This window comes from Paenibacillus sp. FSL L8-0663 (assembly GCF_038008125.1).
GTDB lineage: Bacteria > Bacillota > Bacilli > Paenibacillales > Paenibacillaceae > Paenibacillus > Paenibacillus polymyxa_D.
On record NZ_JBBOYM010000001.1, the window covers coordinates 523039 to 539588 of the forward strand.

Below are 16550 nucleotides of genomic sequence, written 5' to 3' on the forward strand. Positions count from 1 at the left end.
GCTTAGATTTCATACCCGATGAACATTACTATATATTATACCTGTAATAATCGCTTCAATAACAACAGAAGGGTTACGAAATGGGATTTCAGATTGATTGCTGTAAATAATTCCAATATAATGATGGAAAACCTAGTGAATTGCTTGGCAATGGAGCTGATTTGGATATGAGTATATGGGACCGTAATCTTTTTATACGTCGCCTGGAGCTGATATGGCCTCCAGATGCGGACAAGAGCCAATATCCGTTTAACTTAAAAGCCTTACACCAGTGGAACGAACTCAAATTTCATCCTTCCGTCACCTATATTATTGGAGAAAATGGCGTAGGTAAATCGACGCTTATGGAGGCAATCGCGGTCGCGTGGGGATTTAATCCAGAGGGAGGTACTAAAAATTTCAATTTTTCTACACAAGCCACGCATTCCTCACTGTATGAGCATATCCGGCTGGTGAGAGGGGTAGAAAAGCCAAGGGATGGCTTCTTTTTCCGGGCGGAGAGCTACTATAATGTGGCGACTCACATCGACGAGCTGGACCGAGAAGGAGGAGGGCGACCGATTCGAGATTCCTACGGGGGTAAATCGCTGCATGAGCAGTCGCATGGCGAGTCTTTTTTTGCTGCCTTTGTGCATCGGTTTGGAGGGCAAGGATTGTATATTTTGGATGAACCGGAAGCTGCATTATCGCCTTTGCGCCAGATGGCCATGCTTGCACGGATTCACGAGCTGGTGCAGCAGGGCTCACAGTTTATCATTTCTACTCATTCCCCTATTTTGATGGCTTATCCAGATTCCATCTTGTATCATCTGACACATGAAGGGATCGACACCCGGACGCTGGAGGAAACCGATCATTTTATCATTACGAAACAATTTCTGAATAACAGGGAAAAGATGATACAGGAGCTATTCGAAGATCCACAACAGGAATCGTAGGGACCAGAGTAGCATCCGCTTGATGAGGAGGAAACAGGATGAATTCAAGTCTCATTGTGGACATTCGACGATTACCTGCTTTTAAGGTGGTGGCTCTGACCGCACAGGCCCCTTTTGCGGAGCTGGGTGATGAGGTGCGGAAGCAGTGGCAATGGGTGCAACAGTCTGTTCCAGAGATTCACCCTGGTCGTCTGGACGTAGATACGGGCTATGTGTTAACTCCCCAATGGACAGTTGCTCAGGAGAAAGGAAGCATGGCGGTCAAGGTGGGCGTTAAAGTGTCCTCTTGGAACGAAATACCGGATAGCCTTGAACGCATTGAGATACCTGAGGGGGAATATGCGGTCACCCGTTTTCAGGGAGATCGTGAACGACTGAACACCATTTATGATGACCTGTTTACTTGGATGGAGCGTAATGGTTATGAGCGTAATACTACGGAGGGGGCATATTGGATCGAGTCGAATCGGCTTAAGCCCGTGAATCCTTTTGATATTCCATCCGCAGAAATTCAGCAATTTGATTATGATATTGCAATTGCTATTGTACAAAAATAAAGGGTTATGAATCGCTATGAGAGGGACAACATCGTCTATTCAGGTTGTTCCTTTTTGCTGTTTTGCCAAAGGAAAGATTCAGGGTTATCGGAAGTATTTTATGATTGTTATTTGTCTCACACTCTATTAATATAATGAAGAGTTTTGCTGGAATGGTTACAAAATAAGATTTTCGTATACGAAATAAAGAACCTGAGGAGGACAAAACGCTACATGTCAGATTCACAACAGTTGAAAATGGGGCCGCTGGTCATTTTGATGATTAATATGTTTATTGCCATGCTGGGGATTGGCCTCATTATTCCGATCCTTCCCAAGTTTATGAGCTCCTTGGGAGGCAGTGGTGAAACGGGTGGTTATTTGGTTGCCGTGTTTGGCTTAACCCAATTCCTGTTTTCGCCATTAGCGGGAGAATGGTCCGATAAATATGGACGTAAAAAAATGATTATTATCGGTTTGGTAATCATGACGGCGTCTTCTGTATTGTTTGCGATTGGGGAATCGTTAACTATACTGTATATCTCCCGTTTGCTGGGAGGTGCAGGAGCAGCTTTTATGATTCCTCCGATGATGGCCTATATTGCTGATATTACAACGGTCCACAATCGCGGTAGAGGAATGGGGTTGTTGGGTGCCGCCATGTCTCTTGGCTTTGTGATCGGTCCTGGTGTAGGCGGCTTGCTGGCAGATATCTCGATTCGTACGCCCTTATATGTTTCGGCGGCCGTATCGGGCGTAGCTGCACTGATTTCCTTGATTATGCTGCCCGAAACCTTGTCGCTGGAGAAACAGTTGAAGTTTCGGAATGTCAAGGCCAAACGGGATAATGTGATTAAACAGTTTGCCCTTTCTTTCCGCAAGCCTTACTTTATGCTGCTGATTATGATATTCACGCTAACCTTTGGATTGACGCATTTTGAAACGATGTTTCCTTTCTTCGTGACGGGCAAGTTTCATTACAATGAGCGTGATATTGCTATCATTATTACCGTAGGAGCACTGGTCGGAACCGTGATTCAAGCTGTGGTCATTAGCCCGATGTTGAATCGTTTTGGCGAAAAAGGTGTCATTATCGGTTCCTTTCTGTTTTCAGCGATTTCCCTTGTGCTTATGCTGCTCTCCGGCAACTTTTATTATGTACTCGGGGTATCGCTTATCTTCTTTACCGCTACGTCGTTGCTGCGGCCAGCCATTAATACTGCTTTATCCAAAATGGCGGGGGATGAGCAGGGAGTTGCAGCCGGCATGAACAATGCTTATATGAGTATTGGTAATATTCTGGGGCCTGCGCTTGCGGGCAAATTGTTCGATGTGCATATCAATTTGCCATACATTTTTGGGGCAGTCATTCTCATCCTTAGTTTGGGGCTGGCTGTAAAATGGAATAGCAGAGATACGCAAACCACAGCGGTTTAATGTTGTTCTTGTCGTAAATTTAGTCTCTTTTGGTGTGAACTGTGACGTTCTTATGAACCACAGATGGCGCCGAAGGAGGCTATTTTTTTGCATACATTGCGAAACGTTAATGAAACGACAGAATCTTGGGTAATAATGCATGATGGTTTTACAACAAGACAAATAGTAGAGCTAAAAGCCAGATCATATGTAAAAAAAGCTAGAAGGAGCTGAGATCCGATGGAAGAGCGGAATGAGCAGTTATTCTATACAGGGACTTATGCGTCTCGTCAGGAAAAAGGAATATATGTATGTGCTTTGAATGTGACCCATGGTGATCTGCGCATGGTTGGAGGTGTGGAAGGGATGGAGAGGCCTTCTTTTCTCGCGCTACACCCGGATGGGACAAAGCTGTATGCTGCCAGTGAAACAGAAGGAGGCGAGCTGTATGCGTATCAGGTGAATACCCAGACGGGGGAATTACATCCTTTGGATCGCAAAGGGACAGAGGGAGCACATACTTGCTATGTTTCCGTAACAACCGATGGACGATATGTGCTGGCTTCCAACTATTCAGGCGGAAATGCCGTTGTGTTCCCTGTGACGGAAGCTGGAGGATTAGGAGACATGTCGGGGCAAGTTCAGCATACCGGCTCAGGTATTCGCCAGGACCGTCAGGATGCCGCACATCCGCATTCGATTATTCCAGATCCTTCAGGACAGTATGCCCTGATATGTGATCTGGGGCTGGATCAGATTGTGGTATACCGTTTGACAGAGGATGGCAAACTGGTGACCCATCGTGAGACAGATTTGCCACCTGGTTCTGGACCGCGTCATCTGGTTTTTCATCCTTCGCGTCCATATGCTTTTGTCGCCAATGAGTTGAACAATACCGTCGCTGTGTTTAGTTATAACGAACGTAATGGTGAGCTTACATTGCTGCAAAGCCTGTCCACACTGCCAGAAGGCTTTATAAATGTAGATAATACAGCAGCCGATATTCGGATTACGCCCTGTGGACGCTTTTTGTATGTGTCAAACCGCGGCCATGACAGCATCGTGCTATACCATGTCGATCTGGACAGCGGCAAGCTGAAGACGGTTGAATGGGTGGAAACCTTCGGCAGCACACCGCGTAACTTCAACATCCTGTCCGGTTATCTGGTAGTGGCGAATCAGGATGGAAACAACCTCGTATCCTTTGCCATCCATAGTGAGGATGGAAGGCTGACCCGAACGGGATATGTGCTGGAGGTTCCTTCACCTGTGTGTATTGAACCTGTACGCTAATCGGATAGCACGTGGCAAAAGAGTACGATATAAGTGAATGAAAAATAAAACACGGCGCTTTGTTTCCCATGAAAGGCATGGGCAAAACGCCGTGTTCAGGTCTTGAAGTGGACTAAAACTATTTGCTGCTATCGCCAGCTTCTACCGTTACTGTTTTGGTATGATTTTCTGCATGTTTGTAGTACAAACGGAACAAGATGTCCTGATTGTAGTTACCGAATCCGGTGCCGAACAGAGTAACCCCTCCCACATGCTGGGCATCATCCAATATGGCAATACGGAATTTCCATTGTTTCTGATCAATCAGCACTTGGCTTAAAGTCACGTCAGAAATTTGCTTCCCATCCATAAAGGTACCCTCGGAGGTAACGCGAAGTCTTTTGAGGAGACCATATTGATTGATAAAATCAGGCCACCATGCAGGTGTGTATTTACCACGGTTATCCCCGAAATCCCCTGGGCTGGTCCATGTACCCAAATTCACATCATTTAGGAAAAAAGTGATATCTGAAGGCCAATTATCATTGGTAAAAGGGGCCTCGGATGATAGTTCCATCGAAATTTCCAGTTCCTCAGCTTTTTGGCTGGACAGTAGGAAATTCGGCACCTTATAATCCATATATCCTTGGCTGAACCATAGAATTTTGGAATTGAAGCGCTCAGGGTCCAAGAACGAACGAGGCTCATCGAATTCACCAATGATCTTTTCGACGGTAGCCAGTCCGCAGGTCGCCTGTATTTCAAAATCTGTAAAGTGTCCGACGGAAATCTCTGTCTGATGGAATTGCCGTACATCCTGCTGATAGCGTGGCATGGCGATTTCAATTTTGTCTGTTGCCAGTGAGCACACTTTCTGTACCCCGCCTCGTCCGGGCAGCATTTTGGTCGAAATAATGGACGCTCTCTCCAGTTTCTTGACATGCATCGTCATAATCGCACTGCTGAGCCCCAAAGCTTCCGCCAGCTCACGTATATTCATAGGCTTCTCCGCAAGCAGAACAATCATGTTTAGCCGAACCTCACTGGCCAGCGCCTCATAAACGGGAAGTGATTTTTCAGAAATGTCCAGTTGCATAGTTCCTCCAATTCTAACGCACATCATAAATTGATGGTAGTTTAACATATATGGATTTTTATCAATAATAATACATAAAAAACGATATGATTTACATTTATATAAACAATATACCCTTTCCTTGATCATTGGCACAAGCCTAACCCCACAAAAATCCAAAAATTGTTCAAAAAACAGGACACCCCATAAACTCTTTCTTTGTTGTTGGGATGTCCTGTGATGGTATGTGATTTGCAGGCAGGATACGGGTACAGGCATGTCGATTGGTGTTTAGGATCGGATATGTTCTTCTGCCAAAGAAGAGTCAGCCGTTTTATCTTTATCTGCTGCGCGTAAATCCTGATGTTGAGAAGCATCTGCCTTGATCAAGCCGGGATGACCAACATAAGGACGATCACTGCGAGAGCGGCCTCGGGTAAGTCGGAAGCCGATCAAGAACAGCACAAGCTGAACAGCCAGTATGTAGGGAGACGCTTCGGGTCCGATCCATTGAAACAGGGCGACAGCGGCGATTACCAAGCACAACAGGCTTGTTGGAAAATGGGATGCCGTCACGTCCAGATCATTTTGCCTGCGCAGGGTCATCAGCCGATATACATACAGTAGGGCGATCAGGCCTGAAACGAATCTCATCCATGCATACCCTTTGAGCCATGAGGCAGATTGTGCAGTGTCGGGCAGACTAACATCAACATGGCTGGAGGCTGTCAGTTCCACAACCAGCCTTGTGACCAACCAGACGATTCCTGCCAGTGCCAGCGGACCAGCTGCTGGACGCAATAGCTTCCACAATGCTGTTCCCCAGCCCGGAGCATGAGATTCCAGCAGAACAAGACGCCGTTCCTCAATAAGTTTGTTCATTTCACGCTCCAGTGACTTGAGAAGCAATTCTCTGCGGAACGCATCACACTCCCGAAGGGATGCTTGGACCTGCTCTTGAAGGTGAGGGGTCAAATAGGGAGCAGCTTTGGCTTCCTGGAGAGCGTGGATGAGTCCGTTCTGGTACTGCTTTTCGCTGTTATTGAACCCGTTCTGGGTAGTGGTTTGGAGACAACCAGCTAATCGTCCATAGATACGCAGCGATTCCTGTAATTCTTCCAGCCGCTGCTGACGCGAATTTCGAAGCTGGGCTGCACTGTGAACATACAGCCATACCAGCAAAGACAACGCCAGCAGGAAGGCGATCAGACCGGGTGAGATATATGCGACTAACGCCGCGAAGTCCGTCGGGGACACCCGCAATCCCTCCTTCCATTGTTCTTTCTACACTATTGCACAGACTACACAGGCATTTCAAGGGCTTGTATACCTTTGACCAGGATATATGAAGTATTTTTTGGTAAAATAGACAAGATTACAAGCAGGAAGAGGAGATTCGGCATGAATAAAAATATAGAAAATGCAACAGAACATCATGAGACATCAAATCGATATCCTGCACGGGTTTAAGCTGGAGATAAAACGGATAAATAACAGTAAGTAAATTATAGACAGGAAGAAGGCAGTGAATATGAAGGTTATTATTTTCGGGGCAACAGGAACAATCGGCAAAGCGTTAGTAAAGGAAGCTATCAAGCGTAAGTATGAGGTGACGGCGGCGGTGCGCGATCCGCAACGTATGACAGAGCAAAGTGAATATTTGACAGTGGTTCAAGCGGATATTCTGAATCCAAATTCTGTTACGGATGTGGCCAAAGGGCACGATGCTATCATTAGCGCATACGGTCCCAAGTTTGGAGAAGAGGAAGAACTGCTCGAAGCGACTCGTTCTTTGCTGGAAGGAACCCGGCGTTCCGGCGCGCAGCGCATACTTGTTGTGGGCGGAGCGGGAAGCTTGAAAACAGAAAACGGTGAACGCCTCATGGATACCGCCGAGTTTCCAGAGGAAGTTAAGCCACTGGCGGCTGCCCATGCAGATGCACTAGAGCTGTACCGCGCTGCGGATGTAGACTGGACCTATTGTAGTCCTGCCGGAATGATTGAATCGGGAAAACGTACAGGACAGTTCCGTATTGGTTTGGATCATTTGGTGGTTGACGAATTAGGCCATAGCCGTATCTCTGTCGAAGATTATGCGGTCGCCCTGATTGATGAGTTAGTAGAAGGGGAATTTGTCAATTCCCGTTTTACGGTTGGATATTAATAATCAGGGATAGTCATACGGGAGGCGAAAAGCATGTATATGGTGACCGCCGAAGAAATGCGAGGATTGGATCGCTATACAATTGACACACTGGGTATTCCTGCCCTTACCTTGATGGAAAATGCCGGGCGCGCGGTAGCTGACGAGGTGTTGAAGCTATGTGCCGAAAGAAGTGGGAAGAGCAATAGCGGCGGCTTCTCAGTAGGCACTGCTGATCTAACACGTGGGATTGATCGTGCTGAAGTGTTGGGATCGCAGTGGACAGAAGAGGTTACACACACAGGGCCGGGGGATATACCGGGACATGGCGGTGTTATACGGACAGAGACGTGGAGTCAAGGACGACATGGCTTACGGGAACGAGAACACTGGTATATCCTCATAGGTAAAGGCAACAACGGTGGTGACGGACTGGTGGCAGCCCGTCATCTGACCGATGCAGGGCTGCGCGTCACCGTTGTGTACGTCGAGCCGCCAGACACGCTGCGCGGTGAAGCGGCTGCGCAGCGCGATATCATCGCGGCTCTGGGTATCCCGGTGATCCTCTATGGCCGGGATACCCTCGACCTGCGCGGCGCCTCCGGCATCGTCGATGCCCTGCTGGGCACGGGCACGCAAGGCCCGCCGCGCGAACCCTACGCCTCGCTGATCCGCGAGGCCAATGCCAGCGGCGCGCCGCTCGTGTCGGTAGATGTGCCTAGCGGCCTCGACGCCGACACGGGTGCGCTGCACGAGCCGTGCATTCGTGCGCGCGTCACCGTATGCCTCGCTTACTTGAAGCGTGGGCTCGTCCAATATCCGGGTGCCGGGACCGCAGGCGATGTGGTGGTACGCTACATCGGTATTCCACCCGACCTTGCCCGTGAGTGCGGCGTGCAGCTGCGGCTCTTGACCCGTGACACGCTGCGCGCTGCGCTGGACGTGGATGTAAGCCGCAGCCGCGTGCCGGACGGACACAAGGGCACCTACGGCCACGTTCTTGTCGCGGCTGGAAGCCTGCGCATGAGCGGCGCGGGCTTGCTGGCCGCACGTGCCGCCCTGCGCATCGGCAGCGGCCTTGTCACGTGGGCGGTGCCCGAGGCGTTGTTGCCGCGCGTCATTGGCGCCGCGCCGGAACTGATGCTCGCTGCCGCAGTAGCAGGCGGAGACGGCGAATGGAACGCCGACTCCGCAGACGAGCTGCTACAGCTCGCGCAGGCACGTGATGTGCTGGCCGTCGGCCCCGGCCTCGGCCGCTTTGCAGGGGACACCGGCTGGCTGCGCCGCCTGTGGGAGGAATACGGCGGTCCGCTTGTGCTTGATGCGGACGCCTTGAACATCCTCGCCTCGGCGGGGCCTGAGCTGGAGGCTTGGAAGCCGAGAAGTGCGGCGGTCGTACTGAGGCCGCACCCCGGTGAAATGGCTCGTCTGCTGGGCATACCGACAGCAGAGGTGCAGCGTGACCGTATCACCCATGCCCGGGAGTACGCCCGAACACGTGGGGTCACGCTGGTGCTCAAAGGAGCGCGCACGGTCATCGCTTGTCCCGATGGAACGGCCTACGTCAATACCACAGGCCATGCTGGGATGGCGACAGGCGGTGCGGGCGATGTGCTAACAGGCATCATCGCAGGTTTGCTGGCTCAGGGCCTGAGTGCTTCGCAGGCAGCAGCTTTTGGCGTGTATTTGCATGGTGCGGCTGGAGAAACAGCCGCACGTCATCGCCAGCATCCTGCCTCTGTGATCGCTGGCGACATTATTGAAGCCCTATAGGCCATAGCAGCAGTGGCAGGAGGAAGGCCAGCATGATCTGTAATCCATATTCACGGTTCAGCCAGTGCCTTCCTCCATAATACAGCAGTGTAATCCCTGCACCTGCTATGCCGTTGCTCCATGAAATGCCCGTTCCGGCAGGCGACATCAAAGAACCTAGCAGGAGAAAGACACTGAATCCTGCAGCGAGGTATAGGGTGAGCTGCTCGGGCTTGCGAAGCCAGGGTAAAAGATCGCATAGCGCATCAGCGGCAAGAGCGGCAGGAAGGGCAAAACCATAGGCCCACAGCTGCGCGGTCAGTTCACCACTATTGCCTGCTATAGTCAGAGGAACCCCTATTACTTCCTCTGTCAGATAGCAGTAGACCCATAAGAGACCAAAAACCAATCCTCCACAGGCCAGTTTATTCAGCGCATAACAACCAAGCTCCATCCGCCAAGGCATTTTGGAATTAAATTCATTCCAAGGCTGTCTCATGTTGCGACTCCTCCTCTGATCACACTCGGTATTCACAACCAATCAAGGAATTTATTTTCAATTACAATCCGCTTACCGTTTACGACATTTCAGTTTACGTTAGCTGTGTATCATGTTCCTAAGCAAAATAAAGATTGCGGATAGCCGCGGTACGGAAAGGCGGGGATTGCATGATACAGGCGGTTATTTTTAATCTCGAAAGTACATTGTTAGACCCCGGAGGACGAGGCTTAACCCAGGGAATGCGTGATATTTTCAGATGGAAAGGTATACAGGTAACTGAAGAACAGGTATCTCATGGGCGAGGAATGCCGATCCGGGATCATATTGCGAATGTGCTGGGACTTTCAGAGGTTCGGAAAAAATGGTTGGAGTGCTTTGGTGCGCATCCTGGCAGAGTGGATATTGAGCATATTTATCTTGAGCTTGTCCCTGTTCTCCGCTCCTTGATCCAAGGGGCTGAGCCTGCTATCGGTATAGATAGGGCGCTGCAGGAGTTGCAGGATCGTCGCATTCAGTCAGGTGCCACTGCATCCTGTCCAATGGAGATGCTCAGTCACGTATTTACGCCTGCGCAGTCACCCTATACGCTGGATTGTATGGTTGCCCCTTGTGAAGTTTCGCAGGGGAGACCTTATCCGTGGATGATCTATGAAATTGCACATCGCTTGCAGGTATTTCCGCTGAGCGATATTGTGAAAGTAGGAGATACAGCAGCCGATATGCAAGAAGGACGGAACGCCGGTGTATGGACGATTGGTGTCTTGAACCATAACGAAAGCGTAACGACCGTAGCTCAAACGACCAGCCATGAAGCGGAAGACAGAGTGGCTGAGGAACGGCGCAGACAGAGTGTATATGGTTTGAAAAGAGCAGGAGCCCACATCGTGATGAACTCAGTCGCTGACTTGCCGCGTATTTTGCGTGAAATCGAAATGCTCCAGCATACGGGAGGCTATCCTTCTTATACAAAACAGGTGAAAACAGCGGCGCTACCTCCATCATAAGAACGGGTATGATTCTGGGTTGCTTGAATACACACTTCTAGGTTATATGTATGCACCTACTCGGATAAAGGTGAACTCTGCTCGGCTTTCAAAACATAATAATGGAGCATTCGCTACGTTAGCGAATGCTCCATTTTAGTTTACTTCTTTTTGTTTAGTTGAATCGAATCCAACATCATATTTACTATTCAGCGTTTTTTACCCGGAACTGGTCGGCATGACGCTGCAGATTGTTTGATAGTGTGGTGAGATTGCGGGCTACTTCGGATAGTTCTTTTACCGCTAGGGCCTGTTTCTGAGCGCTTGCTGATACATCTTCTGTCATTCCGGCAGTCTGCTGTGCCGCGCTGGCTGTGTGATTTAAATGTTGATCTACGCTGTGACGTACCTCTTGCATCTCTGCCGTCAACTGAGCCAGATGTGCAGCTAACTCCTCAACTTCCCGTGAAACCTGGGTGACTTTGTCAACAGACTGTAGACATGCTGAAATTTGGGTTTCTTGTTCATTGACGGTCTTTATGTTTTCATCAAATTGATCACCCATTTGCTCAATTTGCTCAACAAAGCTGCTTAAGATTTCGTCGATTTCACGAATCGATATGGCGGATTGTTGGGCAAGTTGCCCCATTTCATGAGCGACCACAGAAAAACCCTTGCCAGCTTCGCCTGCACGTGAGGCTTCAATAGATGCATTGAAGGACAAAATCTGCGTCTGCTTTACGATGCCCTGTACCTGTTGACCGATGTTAGCTGCCTCGCGGGATTTTTCGGTTAACGCGTGGGACATGCGTTGCATCTGCTTGATACGCAGGGCGCTTTCTCGTCCTTTTTCTAATAACAGTTCATGCTCACTGGCTACCTGATTGCGAACCTCATTGAGATGATGGGCTGTATCCGTGAATTGCTGCACATGGCTTCCGACTTCATCCAGCGTTTGTCCTAATCGGTCAGATTGTTGAACTGATTCCACCGCTTGTTCTGCTTGGTTAATAGAGACATCGGCAATTTGCTGGAGCGTACGGGACAGTTCCTCAGTCTGATGGAGTGTCCCCTCCGTTGTCACGACGATATTCTTCGAAGCATGCTGGAGTGTACTTGAACTGCTTTGAATATCCACAATCATATTCGACATGGCTTCCACCATTTTGTTCGTCAATCCGCTGATTTCGCCTAACTGATCATATGTTACTTGCGACGATGTAACCGTAAGGTTGCCGTCGGCTACTTGCTCCAGTGTATTTTTAATAAATCTCACCTGACGCAGTATCCGCCGGGTTACCAGCATCATAGCCGTAATGGAGATGATCAGAATGATGGAGATAACAGGAATAACTAATCGGTAGGCCTCGGGCAGGGTATGTTCGTATACTTCAGTCACAGAGGACAGGGATCTATCGATTCCCAAATAACTAATGATGGTTCCATCTGTATCCTTAATGGGAGTAAAGGAGGAAAACATCGTCCCCCACTCAGGGTCCGTTGTAATATCTGTAGTCACTGTTTCCCCTTGTTTCATTTTCTCTTCCGTTTCTTTAAGGGTAAAACTTACAGGAGTTCCGAATGGACTGTAGTCTTTGTCGTCCCATGCGGCTCCATCTACCGTAATTTTCCACTCATTGCCCACACGGTTGTACATATAGATGTACAGGATTCCAGTTTGCAGCCTGAGCGTATTTAACTCGTTACGAAGTTGTTTATACTCGCTACTTTGCTCCGATGAATCCGTATTTAAGCTCTTGACTGCGGATTTGTCCAATAACTGGGCCGTGTTCTTTGCCAGCGTTTCATTATTTAGCTGCATGGTTGATAGAGAAGCATTCTGGATAGATTGATTGGTCGTCCACAGAACAATGACGCCAATCACTATTAAAGGAATGAGCAAGATGAAGTAGAGTTTGGATTGTAATCCCATTCTTTTTTAACGATTCTTTTCATAATATGCTCCTTACTATGTTTTTTTACAAATAGGAAAATATGAATAGTTATTCAGATGTTTCATGATTTTTTTGCGTATTTGCGTAAATTCTCATGAAAAAAGCCTTAGCCCGGTAAGTACCGAGCTAAGGCTGTATCTTATGACTTACAAATCGTCAAATCCGTTGTCATCTCCGACCTTGCCATAATTGCGTGATTTTGCTTCAAAGAAGTCCGTTTTTGTCGCATTCAGCGCTTCATCTGAGAATGGTTTGATCCAAGGCATACAGTTTACATCTACGCCTTCGTACGCTTTGTCCATACCAAGCAATCTCAGGCGCATATTTGCCATGTATTTGATGTAATCGCTCAGCTCGTTCAGGTCGATGCCGCGAACCTCTTTGAGCGTATAATGCGCCCAATTCGTTTCCAGCTCCACAGCGCGGTCAATCATACGATAGACATAGTCCGTATTTTCCTTGGTATTCAGCTCAGGGAAATCAGACAACAGCTGCTTAAACACTTCGGCAAAGAAGTAGCAATGCTGATTTTCATCACGCTGAATATACGAGATCATTTGGCTGGTTGCCATCATTTTCTGATCACGGGCCAAATTGTAGAAGAAAGCAAACGTACTATAAAAGAAAATGCCTTCCAGAATCAAATCGGCTACCATCGCTTGGAAAAAGGTTTGCGGGTTCTGCTCATCGCGGAACTCCTGGTAAATGTCCGAGATGAATGTGTTACGCTCCAGCAGGACAGGATCGTTTTTCCAGTATTCAAAAATTTCCTTCTGTTCCTGATCTGACACCAAAGAAGACAGAACGTAGGAGTAGGACTGGTTATGCACCACTTCCTGCTGCCCGATAATCGCTGAAATAGCTTCCAGTGACGAGTCGGTAAAATAGCGTTTTACATCCCCGACAAACATCGTTTGCATCGAATCCAGTACAGCCAGCAGGCCGATGTTAATTTTGAAGGTGCGCTGTTCTTCGGCATCCAGCACAGGGAACTGGGACGCGTCCTTGGACATCGGAATTTCATCTGGAATCCAGTGGTTCAGCAGCAGCACTTTATACAATTTGTACATATGCGGCATCCGAATATCGTTCCAATTCAAAATACCGGAGCTTTCGCCTTCAATAATACGGGTAGAGCGATTTGGCGCTTCCGTGTTAAAAATCTTCTGTAACTGCATGAGAGCTTCTCTCCTTTAGTTTAGGATGCGCAGCTATCACATTCTTCAATCGTCAGTGCGCGGCTGCGTACATAATAGGTCGATTTCATACCTGATTTCCAGGCATGGATGTGCAGCTCTAAAAATTCAGTTGCTTTAATATCAGGCCGTACATACAGGTTAAAGCTTTGGCCCTGGTCAATATGACGCTGACGTGCAGAAGCCATGTTGATCGAAGCGTGTTGATCCAGCAAGAAAGCCGTCTTGTAGTACCAGATGGTTTTTTCGTTCAAGTCCGGTGCAGGGTTAGCAATCTTGTAAGTTGTTTTCTCTTCATAGGAAAGCAGCTCATACAATGGATCAATGCTGGCGGTAGAGCCTGCAATAATAGACGTGGAACCGTTAGGCGCGATGGCGAACAGCCATGCGTTGCGGACACCGTTTTGTTGGACTTCTTCTGCAAGCTCACTCCACTCGGAGGTAGTGACAAATTTGCCTTCGCGTGTACCGTCTGTATAGCCACGGGAAGTGAAATAGTGCCCGGTAGACCAGTCAGAGCCCTCGAATTTGGCATAACGGCCTTTTTCTTTCGCTAGCTCCATGCTGGATTTGACGGCCAGGTAGTTAATCTTTTCATACAAATGATCGTTATAGGTTACCGCTTCATCGGATTCCCAACGGATACCTTCCAGTGCGAGTAGATGATGCAGTCCGAATGTACCCAGACCGACAGCGCGATATTGGCTGTTCGTATATTGTGCTTGCAGTACTTCAATGTTGTTGATATCAATAACATTATCCAGCATACGTACCTGAATCGGCACGAGGCGATCCAGCACACCTGCCGGAACCGCACGAGCCAGATGGATGGAGTTCAGGTTGCACACCACAAAGTCGCCAGGAATTTTGGAAATAACGATGCGTGTTTGTCCGTCCTTTGTGACCAATTCTTCTTTTTCCACTACAGTTGCAGATTGGTTTTGCATAATTTCCGTACACAGGTTGGAGGAATACACCATACCATGGGCACGGTTCGGGTTGGCGCGGTTTACCGTATCACGGTAGAACATGTAAGGTGTACCTGTTTCCAGTTGTGACTTCATCAGGCGCTTCATGATGTCGATAGCAGGCACCGTAATACGAGAGAGAATCGGATGCTGCGACGCCTCTTCGTATTTCTCGCGGAAGGTACCTGAACCGAAGGTTTCATCATAAAAATCTTCCAGTCCCAGTGGACGACCGTTGTCATCTTTCCAGCCCATTACTTTCTTCACTTCATGCGGACAGAACAGATTCCATTCGCCCCGTGCTTCGACCCGCTCCATGAACAGATCGGGCAGACATACGCCATGGAACACGTCATGTGCACGCATCCGCTCGTCACCGTTGTTCAGCTTCAGGTCAAGGAATGCGAGGATATCCTTATGGAATACGTCCAGATATACGGCAATTGCACCTTTGCGAGTACCCAATTGGTCTACGCTAACAGCTGTATTGTTCAACTGGCGAATCCACGGAATGACGCCGGAACTTGTATTTTTATGTCCACGGATATCGGAGCCACGCGCCCGTACTTTACCAAGGTATACGCCGATGCCGCCGCCCATTTTGCTAAGACGGGCTACATCCGTATTGGAGTCGAAAATACCTTCCAACGAGTCGTCTACGGTGTCGATAAAGCAGCTGGAGAGCTGTCCGGCCACCTTTTTTCCGGCATTGGACATAGTTGGTGTAGCTGCTGTCATGTACATGTTGCTCATCGCCCAGTACGCTTCTTTGACCAGCTCCATCCGCTTGTCGGCAGGCTCTTGGTGCATCAGGTACATCGCGATGATCATGTAGCGTTCTTGAGGCAGTTCCATTACGCGTCCGTCAAAATCGTTGGCCAAATAGCGCTCAGACAGTGTTAACAGCCCGATATAATCGAACAACAGGTCATTTTTCGGCAAAATGGAATCGCCCAACTCATCAATCTGCTCCTTGGTATAGTAGTCGAGCAGTTCTTGACGGTAAATTCCTTTTTGGACCAAATCAGTGATCAGTGGATAAAAAGCGCCGTAAGGCTCGTCCGCATAGGATTTGTAACGGCGGTGAGTAGCCGCTTTTTTATACAAGGAAGTGAGCAAAGCACGTGCAGCGGCAAATTTCCAGTCCGGTTCTTCCTTACTAACCAATTCAAGGGCAGCCATTGCAAACGCGTTGCTAATGTCATCCCCCGTGACTTCGTCCCGGCGCAGCTTGCTAGTTACACCGCGAATGAGTCGATCCTTATCCAGCTTGTCCAGTCCGCTGAGTACACGGTCGGCATATACGGAGATGCGTATTTCGTCAAAAGCCAACTGGCGATTGTTTGGTTTGGTTACGAGTTGTGGCATAGGATTAATTCCTCGCTTTCCTGATTTGGAATCATACTTGGGAATAGGCATGAAAATGATCATGATGAGAAGATAATGGCGAAAAAAGCGATGGTCAGACAGCATTTGGGGGCTGTATGTAATCCAATAACATAGAAATAGCGATGTACCTGCCAATGAAGGGGGAAAAGATGGTTCCCGTACGATTTATCGGCTACATCACTATATTTAGACGTGTTATGAATATTTAACCCAACATATTGTGTGTAAAAACTTAAAATTTCAAATAAGTGCAAGGAGTATTATAGCAACATTCGAAGCCATACGTAAAGGAAAAGGAATGGAAAATCAAAATATACAGAGAAGTCGCGGGCTGTATTTGAATTGAGACAGTTTGAACGGTACAATGAATGATAAAGATGTTTCCTACAGAAACAAGCAGCATACATATGAACTTTTTTTGTGAA

At 48.2% G+C, this 16550-nt stretch carries 13 protein-coding genes; 7 read left to right on the top strand and 6 right to left on the bottom strand.

Annotation, left to right across the window (positions count from 1 at the left end; all coding sequences use genetic code 11):
• Positions 1 to 167: 167 nt before the first annotated feature.
• From MKY75_RS02305 to MKY75_RS02320, 4 genes are all read left to right on the top strand, one after another.
• A complete protein-coding gene (locus MKY75_RS02305) occupies positions 168 to 938 on the top strand; it encodes an AAA family ATPase (RefSeq protein ID WP_340884184.1) in 771 nt (256 codons plus the stop codon).
• 38 nt (positions 939 to 976) lie between these two features.
• Positions 977 to 1495, top strand: coding sequence for a GyrI-like domain-containing protein (locus MKY75_RS02310; RefSeq protein WP_165148002.1), 519 nt, complete (start codon positions 977 to 979; stop codon positions 1493 to 1495).
• Positions 1496 to 1708: 213 nt separating this feature from the next.
• Positions 1709 to 2911: an MFS transporter gene (locus MKY75_RS02315; protein ID WP_029514730.1), complete on the top strand. Its 1203-nt coding sequence runs from the start codon at positions 1709 to 1711 to the stop codon at positions 2909 to 2911.
• 219 nt (positions 2912 to 3130) lie between these two features.
• The gene (locus MKY75_RS02320; protein ID WP_340884187.1) at positions 3131 to 4183 is read left to right on the top strand and encodes a lactonase family protein; all 1053 of its coding nucleotides are present in this window, start codon (positions 3131 to 3133) and stop codon (positions 4181 to 4183) included.
• Positions 4184 to 4301: 118 nt separating this feature from the next.
• On the opposite strand, the gene MKY75_RS02325 is transcribed toward MKY75_RS02320, so the two are convergent.
• On the bottom strand, positions 4302 to 5258 hold the full coding sequence (locus MKY75_RS02325) for an ArsR/SmtB family transcription factor (protein WP_039270301.1): 957 nt from the start codon (positions 5256 to 5258) through the stop codon (positions 4302 to 4304).
• A 270-nt stretch (positions 5259 to 5528) separates the two neighbouring features.
• Positions 5529 to 6494, bottom strand: a complete 966-nt coding sequence (locus MKY75_RS02330; RefSeq protein ID WP_340884189.1) for a hypothetical protein — start codon at positions 6492 to 6494, stop codon at positions 5529 to 5531.
• Between the two features lie 274 nt (positions 6495 to 6768).
• Here MKY75_RS02330 and MKY75_RS02335 point away from each other — a divergent pair, with 274 nt between their 5' ends.
• Positions 6769 to 7401 carry an NAD(P)-dependent oxidoreductase gene (locus tag MKY75_RS02335; RefSeq protein ID WP_340884190.1) on the top strand — a complete coding sequence of 211 codons (633 nt, stop codon included), beginning with the start codon at positions 6769 to 6771 and terminating at the stop codon, positions 7399 to 7401.
• A gap of 33 nt (positions 7402 to 7434) precedes the next feature.
• Positions 7435 to 9153 carry an NAD(P)H-hydrate dehydratase gene (locus tag MKY75_RS02340; RefSeq protein WP_340884192.1) on the top strand — a complete coding sequence of 573 codons (1719 nt, stop codon included), beginning with the start codon at positions 7435 to 7437 and terminating at the stop codon, positions 9151 to 9153.
• On the opposite strand, the gene MKY75_RS02345 is transcribed toward MKY75_RS02340, so the two are convergent.
• Positions 9137 to 9631 (bottom strand): hypothetical protein, encoded by a 495-nt coding sequence (locus tag MKY75_RS02345; protein WP_340884195.1) that lies wholly within the window; start codon positions 9629 to 9631, stop codon positions 9137 to 9139. The genes MKY75_RS02340 and MKY75_RS02345 overlap by 17 nt on opposite strands.
• Before the next feature lie 170 nt (positions 9632 to 9801).
• Between MKY75_RS02345 and MKY75_RS02350 the strand changes: the two genes are divergently transcribed.
• A complete protein-coding gene (locus tag MKY75_RS02350) occupies positions 9802 to 10638 on the top strand; it encodes an HAD hydrolase-like protein (protein WP_029517887.1) in 837 nt (278 codons plus the stop codon).
• 184 nt (positions 10639 to 10822) lie between these two features.
• Here MKY75_RS02350 and MKY75_RS02355 read toward each other — a convergent pair whose 3' ends face one another.
• The 3 genes from MKY75_RS02355 to MKY75_RS02365 all read right to left on the bottom strand — a co-directional run bounded on the left by MKY75_RS02355 (position 10823) and on the right by MKY75_RS02365 (position 16104).
• Positions 10823 to 12550 (bottom strand): methyl-accepting chemotaxis protein, encoded by a 1728-nt coding sequence (locus tag MKY75_RS02355; protein WP_445671520.1) that lies wholly within the window; start codon positions 12548 to 12550, stop codon positions 10823 to 10825.
• A 168-nt stretch (positions 12551 to 12718) separates the two neighbouring features.
• Positions 12719 to 13750: a ribonucleotide-diphosphate reductase subunit beta gene (locus MKY75_RS02360; RefSeq protein WP_029517885.1), complete on the bottom strand. Its 1032-nt coding sequence runs from the start codon at positions 13748 to 13750 to the stop codon at positions 12719 to 12721.
• Between the two features lie 20 nt (positions 13751 to 13770).
• Positions 13771 to 16104: a ribonucleoside-diphosphate reductase subunit alpha gene (locus MKY75_RS02365; protein ID WP_029517884.1), complete on the bottom strand. Its 2334-nt coding sequence runs from the start codon at positions 16102 to 16104 to the stop codon at positions 13771 to 13773.
• Positions 16105 to 16550: the final 446 nt, after the last annotated feature.